Genomic DNA, 15,226 nt, shown 5'->3' on the forward strand with positions numbered 1-15,226 from the left:
CACCGTCCCAGGTAGAGCCGCCCACCCTGCCGAATCAGCGCGCGAGGTTCTCCATGTCGCGCCGCACCAGCGCCGTCACGCCGCCCCAGTTGCGGTCGGTGTAGTGGCCGTAGTCCTCGCCGTCATCCCTGAACACCACTGAATGGTAGGCCCACTTCGGCCGTCCGCCCTGGTTCGCGCCCGCGCCCAGCGACAGGTCGTTGCAGAACCAGTCGCCCGGATTGCAGAAGGAGCTGCCCGAGCTGCCCGACACCCCGCCCGCGCTGTGGTAGGCCACCACCTCGTCGTCCTGGCCCGGCAGGACGAAGGAATACAGCGTGCCCCTGGCCGCCGCATACATGTAGAACCAGATGCCGCGCGTGTCGTTGTGGTTGTACAGCGCGCGCGCCGTGGCCACCTTGTGCTGCTGCGCGAGCGGCTCGCTGGTGATCCAGGAGCCGATGTCGGCCAGTTCGGTGCCCCCGGCCGAACCTGCGGCCGCCCTCACCCACTTGATGTTCCAGCCGGTCTGGCTGCCGCCGCTGGCGGTGCACACGCCCGCCCCATTGGCCTGGGCGTTCGTCACCTGCCGCGTCGAGCCGCCATAGTTGGCCAGCGTGTAGCCGATCAGCATGTCGCCGGCGCTGTGGGTGGCGATGTAGCACCAGTTGTTGCCGGTACAGAAGCAGTCCAGCGCATTGCGCACGTAGGCGCTTTGCGAGGCGACGCCGCTCCTGCCATCCCAGTTGACCGATTTCTTGTTGACGCCGGCCGGCGTGGCGTTCGGCCCGAAGTAGGTGAAGTCGTTGTAGTTGCCGATCGCGCCGCCGCCGGTGCGGCCGTGGATCCACAAGGTGTAATTGGTGGCGCTGGCCAGGCCGGCGGCAAACAGGCCGGGCAGGCACAGCGCAACGGCGATGCGTGCAGGACGTCCCATGTCTTCCTCCGTTCTTGTTGTTACCGCCATCTAAGAGCAAGGGCGCCGGGGCGTCAATCGCGCGCACGAGGACGTCGGGAGAAGGATACGGAACAGTGGAGTGCAGGGAGTAGCGGCTGGCGAAGGTCGATAGCGTTTCTCTCGTCAAGTACGGTGGGCACGGGGCGCCCACCAGTCGCCGGCTTACCTCCCGGGCGTCTCGCAGGCGCTCGGCGGCAGGGCCTGCGTCGGATCGAACTTCGCCAGCTCGCCGCGCGCCTGCTTGCGGTCTTTCGCGAACTCGGTCAGGTAGCGCTCGCGCTCTTCGCTGGTCCATTCGGCGTCCGAGATGCCGTTCAGGGTCGCGGTCCTGCTCTTCATCACCGGTCCTTCCAGGCGCGGCATCAGTTCGCGGTCCGGGTCGGTGTTTTCCTTGAGCAGGTAGCCTTCGACGTCGCGCAGGGTCAGGGGCAGCGCCGGCGCGCCGTCGTGCATCAGCTTGCCGAAGACGGTCAGCTTGATGTCGTTCGGCCCCGGTCCCAGCACCTCGTTGAAGGTGGCCAGCGCGAACGGACGGCCTTTCGCATCGTCGATGCGTCCCGTCACCACGTAGCGGCCCGGCTTGCGCACGTCGGCGCGCAGCACGAAGGCGAGCGAGCCGTCCTCGACGATCTCGCGCGGCGGCCCGGCCCAGACCGCCGGCACCGTGGGCGAGTAGATCACATCGAAGATCAGCACGCCTTTCTGGCCGCCGGCGGTGTAGCGCACCTCGGTGCGTATCGTCCCGTGAAAGCCCGCCAGTCCCGTCTGCGCCGGTGTCAGCACCGCGGCGAAGGCGCCGTCGCCCGGCACCGGGTCGGCGCCCGCGCCGTCGTCGGCAAAGGCGAGCGCGACCTGGGTGGTCGGACGCGATCCGGCTGTCATGATGCCGGCCGCCACCGCCCGCGTGACCACCAGCGGCAGCACGGCGCCGTCCGGCGACACCGCGCGGATCGAGAAGGCGACCGACTCGTTGGCCGCCATGTAGACGCGCGACTGCGAGGTCTGCACCAGGATGTTCGGGTTGCTGCCGCGGTCGCCGGTGCGCATCGGCGACATGTCGGTCACCGGCCGGTTCGGCCAGGCCTGGTCGGGATTCTGCGACATCGGGCGCGAGCTCATCGGATACTTGCTGCCCTCGCGGTAGCTGCAATAGGTATGGTCGGCCAGCTGCACCTGCTCGACCAGTTGCTGGCGCCGCTGGGCGCGCTCGGCGGCGGCGGGCGGCGCTTCCGGCTGCCCGCCGACCTGGCCGAAGAACTGCGGCCCCTGCGGCGATGGAGAGGGAGCCGCGCCTGGCGCGGCCGGGGCAGCCTCGCCGGGCCCGCGCAGGGCGAGCCAGCCGACGGCCGCCGCCAGCACTGCAAGCAGCGCCAGCGGCAGCCAGCTGCGCAGGCTGCCGCCCTCCCTGTTTCGTGGACGGTCAGAGAGCACTGTTCACCACGGCGTTGCGGACCACCCCGACGATGCCGCCCCAGTTGCCATTGGCATAGTGGTTATAGGCTTCGCCATCGTCGCGGAAGCTGACCGAGTGGTAGCTCCACTTGGCCGTGCCCCCTTCGTTGGCGGCCGTGCCCAAGGTCAGGTCGTTGCACAGCCAGTCGCTCGGGTTGCAATAGGAGCCGCCGGAACTGCCGGCCACCCCGCCGCTGCTGTGGTAGGCAATGGCCTCGTCGTCCTGGCCCGGCAGGATGCCCGAGTAGGCGGTACCCTTGGCGCCGGCGTACATGTAGAACCAGATGTTGCGCGTGGTGTTGTGGTTGTACATGGCGCGCGCGGTGCTGGTCTTGAGGTCCTTGACCAGGTCTTCGGTCAGGGCCCAGGAGCCGGCGTCGGCCAGTTCCGAACCGCCGCCCGCGCCCGAGGCGGCGCGCACCCACTTGATGTTCCAGCCGGTCTGCGAGCTGCCGTCGGAGTTGCCGCACACGCCGGAGGAATTCGGCGTGGCGTTCTTCTTCAGGCGCGCCGAGCCGCCGTAGTTGGCGAGGGTGTAGCCGAAGATCAGGTCGCCGGCGCTGTGGGTGGCGATGTAGCACCAGTTGCCACCGGTGCAGAAGCAGTCGAGGGCGTCGCGGATCTTGCCGCTTTGCGAAGCGATGCTGCTCTTGCCGTCCCAGTTGACCGATTTCTTGTTGACGCCGGCGGCGGTAGTGCCCGGGCCCCAATAGGTGAAGCTGTTGTAGTTGCCGATCGTCCCGCCGCCGCCGCGGCCGTTGATCCACAGCGTGTAGTTGGCTGCCGCCGCGAAACTGGAAGCGGCAAGCAGGCAGAGCGCCAGCGCCATCCGGAATGCTTTCTTCACAATCTCCTCCTTCTCGTTTGAGTGGACGCCTGTGTCGAACGCCATCGCTGCCAGCTGACGCAGGCGCAGCCGCTTGCTACGGCTGAGCTGACTGTATGTCTGGTATGCATGAGTGTCAATCGTGCGATTGACCGGAGAAGATTTTGTCGTTTTAAAACAAATGCAAAGGAAATTTGCCTTTAATCAAGATTCACATGGGAATTATATGCATTCGCGCAAGCTTAATTCAGACGCCGTAGGGTGGGCGCCCTGTTTAGCACAGGGACATAGGTAACACCTGTCTAGAGACATGGGTAACACTGCGTGGTGCTATTTTAGCTGCTGGCGAGGTCGATCTGTGCAACCTGTTGGTGGCAGAAGATGACGTTGAAGACGCCGTCCTGATCCGTCGCTCTGATTGCCACAGGCTCTTGGTACAAACCTTCACCCACAAAGTAACTGCGGCCCTTGAAATTGATCTGGCCGTGCCGCTGTACGGTACGCACGATGTCGCCGTCGTCATATTCGATCGGCGGCAGGTGGGATGGAAAACTGCGCGCACTGGGCTGGTAGCGGGTGGCGGGAGCTTTTTGTCCCAGTGCCTCGTGGGGACGAATCAGGTTGTATTGGTCGCGCCAGGCATCGAAGGCCTCCTGGCACGCGGCAAGCGAGCCATAACCGTAGCGCTCCAGGAGTTCGCGCTTGAGCGTTCGATGAAACCGCTCGTCCTTGCCCTGCGTTTGCGGATGGTGCGGACTGCTATGGCTGACGCGGATACCCAGGCGTACCAGCCACACCTCGAGCCGCGAGATGGATTTATGCCCGGCTGTTCCCCAAGGCGCACCGTTGTCGCAGGTAATGCGCTGCGGCAGTCCATATTTTTGAAACGTCCTTGTAAGCACAGCCTTTGCCTGCGGGCCGTCTTCGCCCGAGCACGCAGCCAGACACAGCGAAAAGCGGGAGTGATCATCCAGTACTGTCAACGGATGGCAGCGGCCGGCCGCTGCATTGGTCAAGGCAAAATGGCCTTTGAAATCCATCTGCCACAAGCTGTTCGGTTCCTCGTGTTCGAAGCGTCCCTTGGCAGGCTTGGTCTGGCTGACATGAGGCACTAGTTGGCGCCCATGCCGTCTCAAAATGGCAGCAATGGTGTTTGGATGCGGTTTGCCCGCGGTCTCGGGGAGCAGTGCTTTGAGCTTGCGGGCACCCCAGCAGGGATACTTGTCGTGCAGGGCCAGCACTGCCGCCTCCAACTCGGCACCGCATCGCTTGGGCGACGACAGAGGACGGCGTGAGCGCTCTTGCAGCCCTTCTGGGCCGTGCTTCCGATACAAATCGAGCCACTTGTAGCCAGTCTTTCGGCTGACGCCGAAAGACTGGCAAAGCGCTGTCATGTTGCTGTCAGACGCATCCGCCAGCATGGCAAATTCAAGACGAGAGGACATACGGGAACTTTCCTTCCAAGGCATCGCACACTCCACTTGTTAGCTGTGCAATGATCATAAAAGGTGTTACCTATGTCTCTAGACAAGTGTTACCTATGTCTCTGTGCTGAACACGCCCCGTGCCCACCGATTCGTTGGCAACACAAATCATCGTACCGGTGGGCACGGGGCGCCCACCCTACATTAACGGCGGTGGTCCGTGGTGATCAGTCCAGCTCCGCCAGCACCTTCAGGTGCGCCACCACGCTGCGCCCCAGCGCCGACAGGTCGTAGCCCCCTTCCAGGCAGCTGACGATGCGCCCCCGCGCGTGCTCGCGCGCCACCGCCATCACTTCGCGCGTGATCCAGGCGTAGTCGGCCTCGACCAGCGCCATGCCGCCCATGTCGTCGTCGCGGTGGGCGTCGAAGCCGGCCGAGATGAAGATCATCTGCGGGCGGTGGGCGTGCAGGGCCGGCAGCCAGTGCTCGCGCACCAGCTGGCGCACGACGTCGCCGCCGCTCCTGGCCGGCACCGGGATGTTCACGCTGGTGGCGGTGATCGGCTCGGGTTCGGAATACGGATAGAACGGATGCTGGAAGAAGCTCGCCATCAGCACGCGCGGGTCGTTGCGGAAGGACTCGGCGGTGCCGTTGCCGTGGTGGACATCGAAGTCGACGATGGCGATGCGCTCCAGGCCGTGCACCTCCAGCGCATGGCGCGCCGCGACCGCCACGTTGTTGAAGAGGCAAAAGCCCATCGGCTCGCTCGGCCGCGCGTGGTGGCCCGGCGGGCGCACCGAGCAGAAGGCGTTGTCGATGTCTCCCGCGATCACCGCGTCGGTGGCGGCGAGGGCCGCGCCGGCGGCGCGCAGGGCAGCCTGGTAGCTGGCGTGACAGAGGATGGTGTCGGCATCGAGCGGATAGAACTCGCCTTCGGCCGGGATGTGATCGCGCACCAGCGCCAGCGCGCCTGCGGTATGGTTGCGCAGCAGCGCCGGCTCTTCGGCCAGGGGCGCCAGGCGCCGTTCCACCAGGCCCTCCAGGCGCGCCAGGATCAACTGGTCGTCGATGGCTTTCAGGCGGTCCGGCGACTCCGGGTGCCAGTTGCCCATGTCGTGCCGCAGGCAGTCGGGGTGGCTGTAGATTGCTGTGCTCATGGTGCGCTCATGGTGGGCTCGACCCGCGGTACGCCGTCTTGCTGCTCATCCATACACCGGGAATGCCGGTTCTCGCATAGAATCAATCGGACGGACCGCGGGAAAGAAAGATTGCCAATGACGCTAATCTACCATGCCGTCCGGACCGTCGCACCATTCAAGCATTGGAACCCAAGCATGTTCGACAAATTGCATGATGCAGCCCGCCAGGTCGGCCAGATCGTGGTCGGCAAGGACCAGCAGGTGCGGCTGGCCTTCACCTGCCTGCTGGCCGGCGGCCACCTCCTGATCGAGGACGTGCCGGGCGTGGGCAAGACCACGCTGGCGCATGCGCTGGCGCTCTCGCTGGGCCTGAAGTTCAATCGCGTCCAGTTCACCAGCGACCTGCTGCCGGCGGACGTAGCCGGCATCTCGGTCTACGAGCGCGAGAAGAACGGCTTCGTGTTCCACCCCGGCCCGATCTTCACCCAGGTGCTGCTGGCCGACGAGATCAACCGCGCCACGCCCAAGACCCAGTCCGGCCTGCTGGAAGCGATGGAAGAGCGCCAGGTCACGGCCGACGGCGTCACGCGCCCCCTGCCCGAACCCTTTTTTGTCATCGCCACCCAGAACCCGGCGCACCAGGTCGGCACCTTTCCGCTGCCCGAATCCCAGCTCGACCGCTTCCTCATGTGCCTGTCGCTGGGCTACCCCGATCCAAGCGCCGAACGCGCGCTGCTGATGGGCGAGGACCGGCGCGCCATGCTGCGCACCCTGCAGGCCGCGATGACGCCCGCCGAACTGATGGACGCCCAGGCGTCGCTGCGCCGGATCCACGCATCGCCCGCCCTGATCGACTACGTGCAGGCGCTGGCCCAGGCCTCGCGCCAGGGCACGCTGTTCGCCGAGGGCCTGTCGCCGCGCGCCACCCTGGCGCTGCTGCAGGCGGCGCGCGCCTGGGCCGCGCTCGAAGGACGCGACCACGTACTGCCCGAGGATATCCAGGCGGTGCTGGTGCCGGTCTGCGCGCACCGCCTGCGGCCCCTGAAGTCGGCCCAGGGCATGGCCCTGGCCAGCCGCGACCTGGTGCTGCAGCTGCAGAAATCGGTGCCGGTATAAGGACGGGCATGGCGCAGGCGAGCGCAGGATCGGGCACGGAATCGGCCACAGGATCGGCCGAAGGATCGGCCACGAGCCGGCTGCGCGCCAGGCTCGCGCGCAGCCGGCATGGCGCGCGCGACGCCGGCGCGCTCGAACTCGGCCAGCGCCGCATCTACATCCTGCCGACCGGGCCGGGGCTGGGCTTCGGCGCGCTGGTCCTGGTCCTCCTGATCGGCTCGATCAACTACAACCTGGGCCTGGGCTATGCCCTCACCTTCATGGCGCTGTCCTGCGCGCTGGTCGACATGGTGCTCACCTGGCGCAACCTGGCCGGGCTGGTGCTCTCGCCGGGCCGCGCGCCGGCCGTGTTCGCCGGCCAGGAAGCCCAGTTCGAGCTGCAGCTGGCCAATCCCGGGACGCGCGCGCGCTACGCCATCCGGATCGACGTCGCGTCGATGAGCGAGCCGCGCCACGTGGTCGACGTGCCGCCGGCGTCCAGCGCGACCGTGCGCATCGCCATACCGACCGAGGCGCGCGGCTGGCTGCCGGCGCCGCGCCTGGCGCTCTCCACGCGCTTTCCCCTCGGGCTGTTCCGTGCCTGGGCCTGGTGGCGCCCGGAGGTGCACGCCCTGGTCTATCCCTTCCCCGAGGAAGGCGCGCCGCCGCTGCCCCAGGCCAGCGGCGGCAGGAGCGACGGCAGCGGCCATGCCGGCAGCGACGACTTCGCCGGCGTGCGCGCCTACCAGCCGGGCGACCCGCTGCGCCGCCTGGCCTGGCGCCAGATCGCGCGTCTCGATCCGAGCGAAGGGGGGCAGCTCGCCACCAAGCATTTCGAGGGCGGCACGCGCGACGAACTGGTGCTCGACCTGGCGGCGCTGCCGCCGCGCGAGGACCTGGAACTGCGCCTGTCGCGCATGACGCGCTGGGTGCTGGAAGCCGAAGGCCGCGCCCTGCCCTATGCCTTCCGGCTCGGCGCCGAACACTTCGACGCCAGCCTGGGCGCCGCGCACCAGGCGGCCTGCCTGCGCGCGCTGGCCCTGTACGGCAAGGAGAGCGCGCGATGAAGACCGTGCTGTCCCGCCTGTCCACGCTCCCGCGCGACAAGGCCGATACCCTGCTGCTGCTCGGCAGCGCGCTGCTGGTACTCATCCCGCACACGGCCCACCTGCCGCTCTGGGTCTCGCTGCTGTGCGGCGCGACGCTGGCCTGGCGCGCCGCCATCACCCTGCAGGGCAAGCGCATGCCGCCCAGCCTGCTCCTGTTGCCGCTCGCCGCCGCGGCCATGCTCGGCGTGATGCACACCTACCAGACCCTGCTCGGACGCGACGCCGGTGTCGCCATGCTGGTGCTGCTGGTGGCTTTCAAGATGCTCGAGATGCACGCGCGGCGCGACCTGTTCGTGGTGGTCTTCCTGTGCTTCTTCCTGGTGCTGACCAACTTCTTCTACGAGCAGGGGATCGGCACCGCGCTCCTGATGGCGGCCTCGGTGCTGCTGCTCTTCACCGCCCAGATGAGCTTCCAGTTCAGCGGCGCGGTACCGCCGCTGCGCGAGCGCTTCCTGATGAGCGCGCGCATGCTCGGCCTGGCCGCGCCCCTGGCCCTGGCCCTGTTCTTCCTGTTCCCGCGCATCCAGGGGCCGCTGTGGGGCATTCCGGGCGACGCCGGCGGCGCGCGTTCGGGGCTGTCCGAGACCATGGCGCCGGGCATGCTGGCGAACCTGGCGCAGTCGCAGGAAGTGGCCTTCCGCGTGAAGTTCGAGGGCGCTGCGCCGCACCGCGAGCTGCTCTACTGGCGCGGCCCGGTGCTGGGCGACTACGACGGACGCACCTGGACCCGTGTCGGCGCCGCCCACGATCAAGCCCAGGACCAGACCCAGGATGGGCGCAGGCTGGCGCTGTCGGTGGCCGGCCAGCCGCTGCGCTACGAGGTCACGCTGGAACCGGCCAACAACCGCTGGCTGTTCGCGCTCGAGATGCCGGAGCGCCTGCCGCTGGTCGCGGGCAATGCCGCGCGGCTCAGCGGCGAGGTCGAAATGACCACGCTGCACCCGATCGAGACGCGGCTGCGCTACCAGGTCGCCTCCTTCGTGCACTACCGCCTGCAGGCCGAGGCCCTGCCTTTCGATGCCGACCAGTGGCTGCAACTGCCTGCCGACAGCAATCCGCGCGCCCTGATGGCCGGGCTGCAGCTGCGTGCGATTCCCGATCCGGCCCGGCGCATCGACACCGTGCTGCGCAGTTTCCGCAGCGACGACTACGTCTACACCCTGAATCCGCCGCTGCTCGGGCGCGACGCCGTCGACGGCTTCCTGTACGGCAGCCGGGCCGGCTTCTGCGAGCACTATGCCGGCGCCTTCGTGTTCCTGATGCGCGCCGCCGGCATCCCGGCGCGCGTGGTCACCGGCTACCAGGGCGGCGAACTGAATCCCCTGGATGGGTATCTGACGGTGCGCCAGTCCGATGCCCATGCCTGGGCCGAAGTCTGGCTGGCGCGGCGCGGCTGGGTGCGGGTCGACCCGACGGCGGCGGTCTCGCCCGAGCGCGTGCAGCGCGGCGCCGGCGGCGCCCTGCCCCAGCGTCCCCCCTTCGGCATCGAGGGCTTGCAGGGCCTGATCGGCATCGACGGCGAAGCCCACCCCTGGCTGTTGCAGATGCGCTACGCGGTGGGCGCCATGAACAATGGCTGGAACCAGTGGGTGCTGAACTACACGCCGCAGCGCCAGCGCGGCATGGTCGAGCAGCTGCAGTCCTCGCTGCTGGACTGGCGCTGGCCGCTCTGGCTAGGCATCCTGGCAATTGTGTTGCTGCTCGTGCGCACTTTGCGCCGCCGCGGGGAAATTGATCCGGTCGATGCGCTATACTCGGCGCTGTGTACCCGCCTGTCCCGCCTCGGGCTGGCGCGCTCGGCAGACGAAGGCCCGCAGGCCTACGCCGCGCGGATCAGGGCGGCAGGCAGGCTGGAGCCGGAAGCATTGGCCGCCGCGCAGGAATTCCTGCACCGCTACAGCCGCTGGCGCTATGCGCCGCGCGCCGCCGACGCCCACCTTGCCGCGACCTTGAAGCACCTACTTTCGCAAGTCAGATGAAACTGTTCGTACCCGTTCTCGCCGCTCTCCTCCTCGCCGCAGCCCCGATTTCGCAAGTCAACGCCGCCGACAGCAGCCACGCTGCGAAGACGCGTCCGGCCAAGGCAGCCAAACCGGCCAAGGCTTCCAGGACCGCCAAGGCCTCGAAAACTGCCAAGGCGGCCAAGGGCAAGGCCGCCAAGGCCAGTGCCAGGCCGGTGGTCAAGGCCCTGGCGCCGGCCGTGGCCGCGGCGGTGGTGGCGAAGACCATCGACTACGATGGCGAACAGGTCAATTTTGCCGAGTGGCAGGCGGTGCGCGACTTTGCCGACGAAATGGCGGCGAAGCATGGTTTCGACCGCGCCGCGCTCGACTCGCTGATGCGCCAGGTGCGCTTCGTCGAGTCGGCGGTGCAACTGGTCAAACCTGCGCCGCCGGGCAAGCCGAAGAACTGGCAGGCCTACAGCGACCGTTTCATCGAACCGATCCGCATCAATGCCGGCGTGCGTTTCTGGAACGAGAACGCCGAAGCGCTGGCGCGGGCCGAAGCCACCTATGGCGTACCGGCCGAGGTGCTGGTTGGCATCATCGGTGTGGAAACCATCTACGGCCGCGACACCGGCCGCTTCCGCGTGCTCGATACGCTCACCACCCTTGCCTTTGCCTATCCGGAAGCGCCGAACCAGGCCGCCCGTTCGGCCTTCTTCAGGAGCGAACTGGAAAACGCCCTGCTGCTGGCGCGTCACGAGAACATCGATCCGTTCTCGCTGCTGGGCTCCTTCGCCGGCGCGGTCGGGCTGCCGCAATTCATGCCGGGCAATATCCTGAAGTATGGCGTGGACTTCGACGGCGACGGCCACGTCGACCTGCGCGGCTCGACTTCCGACGCCATCGGCAGCGTCGCCAACTTCCTGGTCCAGCATGGCTGGAATCCGCGCGACACGGCGCCGGTGGTGATCCAGGTCGCGGTCTCGCCCAGCCGCGCCTGGGAACCCCTGCTCGAGCGCGGCCTGAGCGCCACGCTGCGTCCCGAGGAATTGACCGCCGCCGGCGTCACGCCCGACATTCCGCTGCCGGAAGGGCGCCTGTACGGCCTGGTCGATCTGCAGAACGGCGCCGAGCCGACCGAGTACTGGGCCGCCAGCGACAACTTCTTCGCCATCACCAAGTACAACCGCAGCTATTTCTATGCGATGTCGGTCATCGACCTGGGCCGCGCAGTGCGCGAAACCCGCGACAATGCGCTGCTGTAGGCTATTGCAGAGCTGGAAACTTTGTAACAGGTTGTAACTTCAACGGCAAGGTTTTGCCGTAGTGAATTCTTTTCGGCACCGGGTACTCCCCCGGTGTATCCCAGTTGTCCCCGTTTCTATACTCCATGGAAACATTCTTGGGGATGACATACCCCCCAAAGTGTTGTCAACCGAGCATGTCATTTTGAAACGTGCGGCGGCCAAAAGCTGTTTCCTTTACACTCAAATTTAACGAAAAAACAATTATTTTTTCCGTGAGTTTGTGAGAGAATTGCATTGCGGCTATTGTTGCGATAAGACAACAAACAGAGACGTTCGCACCGAATTCTATTGCTCATAAGTACTAGACCTAAAAATAGTTGTACAATTGAGTAGATTTTTTCGAAAGACCTTCCGGAATCGAAACGCCGCTAGCGACTTTCCGTAACCCACATAGGAATTATTGAAATCATGACAAACCAAGTCGGCATTGATATGAACAGCGATTCGGAATCGGATGAACTGCTGCAATACAACCCGAACCGTCTGCTGGACACCCTGATCGAGAACCTGCGCCTGAAGAACGACGCAGCCCTGTCGCGCGCACTCGAAGTGGCGCCGCCGGTCATCTCGAAAATCCGCCACCACCGCCTGCCGGTTGGCGCTTCGCTGCTGATCCGCATGCACGAAGTGAGCGACCTGTCGATCCGCGACCTGCGTTACCTGATGGGCGACCGCCGCAACAAGTTCCGCATCAGCGACAAGCAGTTCAAGCCGAAGGAAGGCGCAGCGCCTGCGGCCACCGGCAATACCGGCGAGCAGTCGTAATGCCAGGTCCGGCCGCGCGCCGGACATGCACAGGGTCTTGACGACGGTCGTGTGACCGGGATCCTGTGGCAATAAAAAAGGGGCCGTGTGGCCCCTTCGTTATTTCTGTTTCTGTTTGTCCCTTACGCCGGGAACACACCGGTCGACAGGTAACGGTCGCCGCGGTCGCAGACGATGAACACAATGGTCGCGTTCTCCACGGTCTGCGAAATGCGCAGCGCCACTTCGCAGGCACCGGCTGCCGAGATGCCGCAGAAGATGCCTTCCTCGGCCGCCAGGCGGCGCGCCATCTGCTCGGCCGCGGCCTGGCTCACGTTCTCTACCTGGTCCACGCGCGACTTGTCGAAGATCTTCGGCAGGTAGGCTTGCGGCCATTTACGGATACCCGGAATCGACGAGCCTTCTTCCGGCTGGGCGCCGATGATCCGCACGTTCTCGTTCTGCTCCTTCAGGTAGCGCGATACGCCCATGATGGTGCCGGTCGTACCCATGGCGCTGACGAAATGGGTGATCCGCCCTTCGGTGTCGCGCCAGATTTCCGGGCCCGTGGATTCGTAGTGGGCGCGCGGATTGTCCTGGTTGGCGAACTGGTCGAGGATGATGCCCTTGCCTTCCTTCTGCATCTGGTCGGCCATGTCGCGCGCGTATTCCATGCCGCCGGTCTTCGGGGTCAGGATGATCTGGGCGCCGTAGGCCGCCATGCTCTGGCGGCGCTCGATCGACAGGTTGTCGGGCATCAAGAGCACCATCTTGTAGCCGCGGATTGCGGCGGCCATCGCCAGCGCGATGCCGGTGTTGCCCGAGGTCGCCTCGATGATGGTGTCGCCCGGCTTGATCTGGCCGCGCGCTTCGGCGTTCTTCAGCATCGACATGGCAGCGCGGTCCTTGACCGAGCCCGCCGGGTTGTTGCCTTCCAGCTTGCCAAGAATGACATTGTTGCGGGCCGCGGCGTCCGCACCCGGCAGGCGCACCAGTTGCACCAGCGGCGTGTTACCGATCGTATCTTCAATGGTCTTGTAAGCCATGTTCGCTCTCTTGCGGTTCTTCAAACCACCATTTTAATCCGATAAGCAATTGAGCGTCGTGATGTGGTCCAGAGGACCGCACGACGACGCGGGAGGGGTGGTAGGGTGGACTCCTGAGTCCACGCGGTATAGCACGGATGATCAGCCGTACATCCAATCGTGATCACAAACAGAGCGATTTCAGCCGTCGCGCCACATGGCTAGCCGTGAGACCGCGTGGACACAGGTGTCCACCCTACAAAAAGCGAACGGCACAGGCGTTGCCGCCTGCGCCATCGCCGATCAGCGCAGCGGCAACGGATACGTCGCCGGGCTGACGTTGCCGTCCTTGTCCACCGCCTGTACGCCGAAGAAGTAGTTGTCTTTCGACAGCTTGACGGTGGCCTCGGTCACGTTGCCCACGTACTTCGAACCTTCCCACTGCGCCGCGGTGGTCTCGCGCCAGACGATGCGGTAGCCGGCGACGTCCGGTTCGGCGTTTGCTGCCCAGACCAGGGTCGAGTCGTTGGTCAGATTCGCGGTGCGCACCTTGACGTCCTTCGGCGCGGCGGGCGCCAGCGCCAGCGAGGCCAGGGCCGCCGCGTTCACCTTGGTGACCCTGGCGGTGTAGTCGAAGTCGACGAAGTCGATCAGGTCGCCATAGACCTTGCCGTTCTCGGTGCGCAGGTTCTGGTGCTGGTGCGAGAAGTCCTCGTTCGGCTCGGTGAAGCGCAATGCGGCATAGCCCTGCTCCAGGAAAGGCATGTGGTCGCCGCCGCGCAGGTAGCGGTCGTGGCGCTGGATCACGTTGACCTTGAAGCCCTTCACGTAGCGCTCGCCCTGCTCCTTCACGTGGCGCGCGAGCTGGCGCGTGATCGAGTCGTTCTCGCCGCCGGTGGCGACCAGCTGGCGCACGGCCTCGCTCATCTCCCTGGTCGCCGGGATGCTCTGCGCGAACAGGCGCACCTGCTTGTTGTCGACACGGCCGTCGTCGGCGCGCGAGCTGCCGATGATGTCGTTGTTCAGCATGCCGGCAACGTTCAGGTTGTTGGCGCGCGCCTGTTTGGCCCAGTGGCCGGCGCCCAGCAGGCCCTGCTCCTCGGCGGCGACGGCCATGAAGACCAGGGTCGCGTCGAAGTTGTACTTGGACATCACGCAGGCCATTTCCATCACGGCCGCGGTGCCCGAGGCGTCGTCGTTGGCGCCCGGCGCCTTGCCGGTGGCGTCCATGACATCGGTGTTGCGCGAATCGTAGTGACCGCTGACCACGTACAGGCGGTCCTTCGATGCTTCCTGGGCGCCCGGCAGGGTCGCGACCACGTTGACGATCTCGGTCGGACGCGAAATGCGTGCCGAGACCGGCGCGATATGGCTGTCGAAGCTGACCTGCAGCTTGCCGGCGCCGCAACGCTCCAGCTCGCTCTTGATCCAGCGGCGCGCGGCGCCGATGCCGCGCGTGTCCGATTCGGTCTCGGACATCGTATGGCGGGTCTCGAAGCTGACCAGCTTGCGGATGTAATTCTCGATGCGCTTGGGCGAAATCTCGGCGACGATCTTGTCGATCTGCGCCTGGTGGCGGGTGACGTCTGGAGCGGCAGGTGCGGCGGGTGCAGCAACTGCGGCACCGCCGGCGACCAGGCCGGCGATCAGGCCGGCGGTAATGCGAACATGAGGCATGGTAATCCTTGGAAACGTTGCGCTTCAATCAAGCAACATATCTTCTCATGCACACGCGATTGTTCGCAGTACTTACACGCTAAAAAATTTGTTCAAGTCGTTGGCAGAGAACCCGCCGCCGCCCGTGACCGGGCGCCGACGGCTTCTCTCTTACATTGCCTTGGCCTCGGCCGGCTTGGCCTCGGCGCCCTTGGCGCTGACCTTGGCCGGCTTGGCCTCGCTCTTCGCCGCCATCGCAGCGCCCTCCTTCGCCTTGCCGTTCACCTGCAGGCCGGCCTCGGACAATTTGGCGGCCTTCTTCTCGCCCAGGCCCTTGACCCGCTTCTGCAGGTCGGCCCAATCCTTGAACTCGCCCTTGCTGCGCTCGTCCAGGATGGCTTTCGACATGCTCGGGCCCACGCCCTTCACGCCGTCGAGGGCGGCGGCATCGGCCTTGTTGACGTCGACCTGAGCGAAGGCGAAGCTGGTCGAAGCGGCCAGCGCGGCAATTGCGAGCATCAGTTTCTTGATCATGTGGTCTCCATAGTCGTGACAGGAACGGCGAA

At 66.0% G+C, this 15,226-nt stretch carries 13 protein-coding genes; 5 read left to right on the plus strand and 8 right to left on the minus strand.

Features of this window, described 5'->3' with window-relative positions:
- Positions 1–34: 34 nt before the first annotated feature.
- From ACSUZJ_RS18775 to ACSUZJ_RS18795, 5 genes are all read right to left on the minus strand, one after another.
- Positions 35–916 carry a hypothetical protein gene (locus ACSUZJ_RS18775; RefSeq protein ID WP_499410683.1) on the minus strand — a complete coding sequence of 294 codons (882 nt, stop codon included), beginning with the start codon at positions 914–916 and terminating at the stop codon, positions 35–37.
- A 183-nt stretch (positions 917–1,099) separates the two neighbouring features.
- Positions 1,100–2,368 carry a hypothetical protein gene (locus ACSUZJ_RS18780; protein WP_499410685.1) on the minus strand — a complete coding sequence of 423 codons (1,269 nt, stop codon included), beginning with the start codon at positions 2,366–2,368 and terminating at the stop codon, positions 1,100–1,102.
- Positions 2,358–3,236, minus strand: a complete 879-nt coding sequence (locus ACSUZJ_RS18785) for a hypothetical protein (RefSeq protein ID WP_499410687.1) — start codon at positions 3,234–3,236, stop codon at positions 2,358–2,360. Before ACSUZJ_RS18785 ends, ACSUZJ_RS18780 begins: the two co-directional genes overlap by 11 nt.
- Positions 3,237–3,550: 314 nt before the next feature.
- Entirely contained in the window at positions 3,551–4,684 is a 1,134-nt protein-coding gene (locus ACSUZJ_RS18790) for an IS481 family transposase (RefSeq protein WP_499409698.1), read from the minus strand.
- A gap of 182 nt (positions 4,685–4,866) precedes the next feature.
- The gene (locus ACSUZJ_RS18795) at positions 4,867–5,796 is read right to left on the minus strand and encodes a histone deacetylase family protein (RefSeq protein ID WP_499410689.1); all 930 of its coding nucleotides are present in this window, start codon (positions 5,794–5,796) and stop codon (positions 4,867–4,869) included.
- A gap of 177 nt (positions 5,797–5,973) precedes the next feature.
- Between ACSUZJ_RS18795 and ACSUZJ_RS18800 the strand changes: the two genes are divergently transcribed.
- From ACSUZJ_RS18800 to ACSUZJ_RS18820, 5 genes are all read left to right on the plus strand, one after another.
- The gene (locus tag ACSUZJ_RS18800; protein WP_499410691.1) at positions 5,974–6,894 is read left to right on the plus strand and encodes an AAA family ATPase; all 921 of its coding nucleotides are present in this window, start codon (positions 5,974–5,976) and stop codon (positions 6,892–6,894) included.
- A gap of 8 nt (positions 6,895–6,902) precedes the next feature.
- A complete protein-coding gene (locus tag ACSUZJ_RS18805; protein WP_499410693.1) occupies positions 6,903–7,940 on the plus strand; it encodes a DUF58 domain-containing protein in 1,038 nt (345 codons plus the stop codon).
- On the plus strand, positions 7,937–9,961 hold the full coding sequence (locus ACSUZJ_RS18810) for a transglutaminase TgpA family protein (RefSeq protein ID WP_499410695.1): 2,025 nt from the start codon (positions 7,937–7,939) through the stop codon (positions 9,959–9,961). The genes ACSUZJ_RS18805 and ACSUZJ_RS18810 overlap by 4 nt, the downstream gene beginning before the upstream one ends.
- A complete protein-coding gene (mltB, locus tag ACSUZJ_RS18815) occupies positions 9,958–11,193 on the plus strand; it encodes a lytic murein transglycosylase B (protein WP_499410697.1) in 1,236 nt (411 codons plus the stop codon). The genes ACSUZJ_RS18810 and mltB overlap by 4 nt, the downstream gene beginning before the upstream one ends.
- 450 nt (positions 11,194–11,643) lie before the next feature.
- Positions 11,644–12,000 carry a hypothetical protein gene (locus ACSUZJ_RS18820; protein WP_499410699.1) on the plus strand — a complete coding sequence of 119 codons (357 nt, stop codon included), beginning with the start codon at positions 11,644–11,646 and terminating at the stop codon, positions 11,998–12,000.
- 122 nt (positions 12,001–12,122) lie between these two features.
- Here the strand turns inward: ACSUZJ_RS18820 and cysM are convergent, their stop codons facing one another.
- The 3 genes from cysM to ACSUZJ_RS18835 form a co-directional block, all read right to left on the minus strand.
- The gene (gene cysM / locus ACSUZJ_RS18825) at positions 12,123–13,025 is read right to left on the minus strand and encodes a cysteine synthase CysM (protein ID WP_499410701.1); all 903 of its coding nucleotides are present in this window, start codon (positions 13,023–13,025) and stop codon (positions 12,123–12,125) included.
- Between the two features lie 282 nt (positions 13,026–13,307).
- On the minus strand, positions 13,308–14,681 hold the full coding sequence (locus ACSUZJ_RS18830) for a M28 family peptidase (RefSeq protein WP_499410703.1): 1,374 nt from the start codon (positions 14,679–14,681) through the stop codon (positions 13,308–13,310).
- 150 nt (positions 14,682–14,831) lie between these two features.
- Positions 14,832–15,194, minus strand: coding sequence for a ComEA family DNA-binding protein (locus ACSUZJ_RS18835; protein ID WP_499410705.1), 363 nt, complete (start codon positions 15,192–15,194; stop codon positions 14,832–14,834).
- Between the last annotated feature and the right edge of the window lie 32 nt (positions 15,195–15,226).

It is taken from the genome of Telluria sp. B2 (genome assembly GCF_051789535.1).
In the GTDB taxonomy this organism is placed as follows: Bacteria; Pseudomonadota; Gammaproteobacteria; order Burkholderiales; family Burkholderiaceae_D; genus Telluria.

Excerpts from the sequence above, each read along its gene's own strand:
- ACSUZJ_RS18830 (WP_499410703.1), bottom strand. The coding sequence starts at position 14,681 with ATGCCTCATGTTCGCATTACCGCCGGCCTGATCGCCGGCCTGGTCGCC.
- ACSUZJ_RS18820 (WP_499410699.1), top strand. The coding sequence starts at position 11,644 with ATGACAAACCAAGTCGGCATTGATATGAACAGCGATTCGGAATCGGAT.
- cysM (WP_499410701.1), bottom strand. The coding sequence starts at position 13,025 with ATGGCTTACAAGACCATTGAAGATACGATCGGTAACACGCCGCTGGTG.
- ACSUZJ_RS18775 (WP_499410683.1), bottom strand. The coding sequence starts at position 916 with ATGGGACGTCCTGCACGCATCGCCGTTGCGCTGTGCCTGCCCGGCCTG.
- ACSUZJ_RS18795 (WP_499410689.1), bottom strand. The coding sequence starts at position 5,796 with ATGAGCACAGCAATCTACAGCCACCCCGACTGCCTGCGGCACGACATG.
- ACSUZJ_RS18790 (WP_499409698.1), bottom strand. The coding sequence starts at position 4,684 with ATGCCTTGGAAGGAAAGTTCCCGTATGTCCTCTCGTCTTGAATTTGCC.
- mltB (WP_499410697.1), top strand. The coding sequence starts at position 9,958 with ATGAAACTGTTCGTACCCGTTCTCGCCGCTCTCCTCCTCGCCGCAGCC.
- ACSUZJ_RS18810 (WP_499410695.1), top strand. The coding sequence starts at position 7,937 with ATGAAGACCGTGCTGTCCCGCCTGTCCACGCTCCCGCGCGACAAGGCC.
- ACSUZJ_RS18835 (WP_499410705.1), bottom strand. The coding sequence starts at position 15,194 with ATGATCAAGAAACTGATGCTCGCAATTGCCGCGCTGGCCGCTTCGACC.
- ACSUZJ_RS18805 (WP_499410693.1), top strand. The coding sequence starts at position 6,903 with ATGGCGCAGGCGAGCGCAGGATCGGGCACGGAATCGGCCACAGGATCG.
- ACSUZJ_RS18800 (WP_499410691.1), top strand. The coding sequence starts at position 5,974 with ATGTTCGACAAATTGCATGATGCAGCCCGCCAGGTCGGCCAGATCGTG.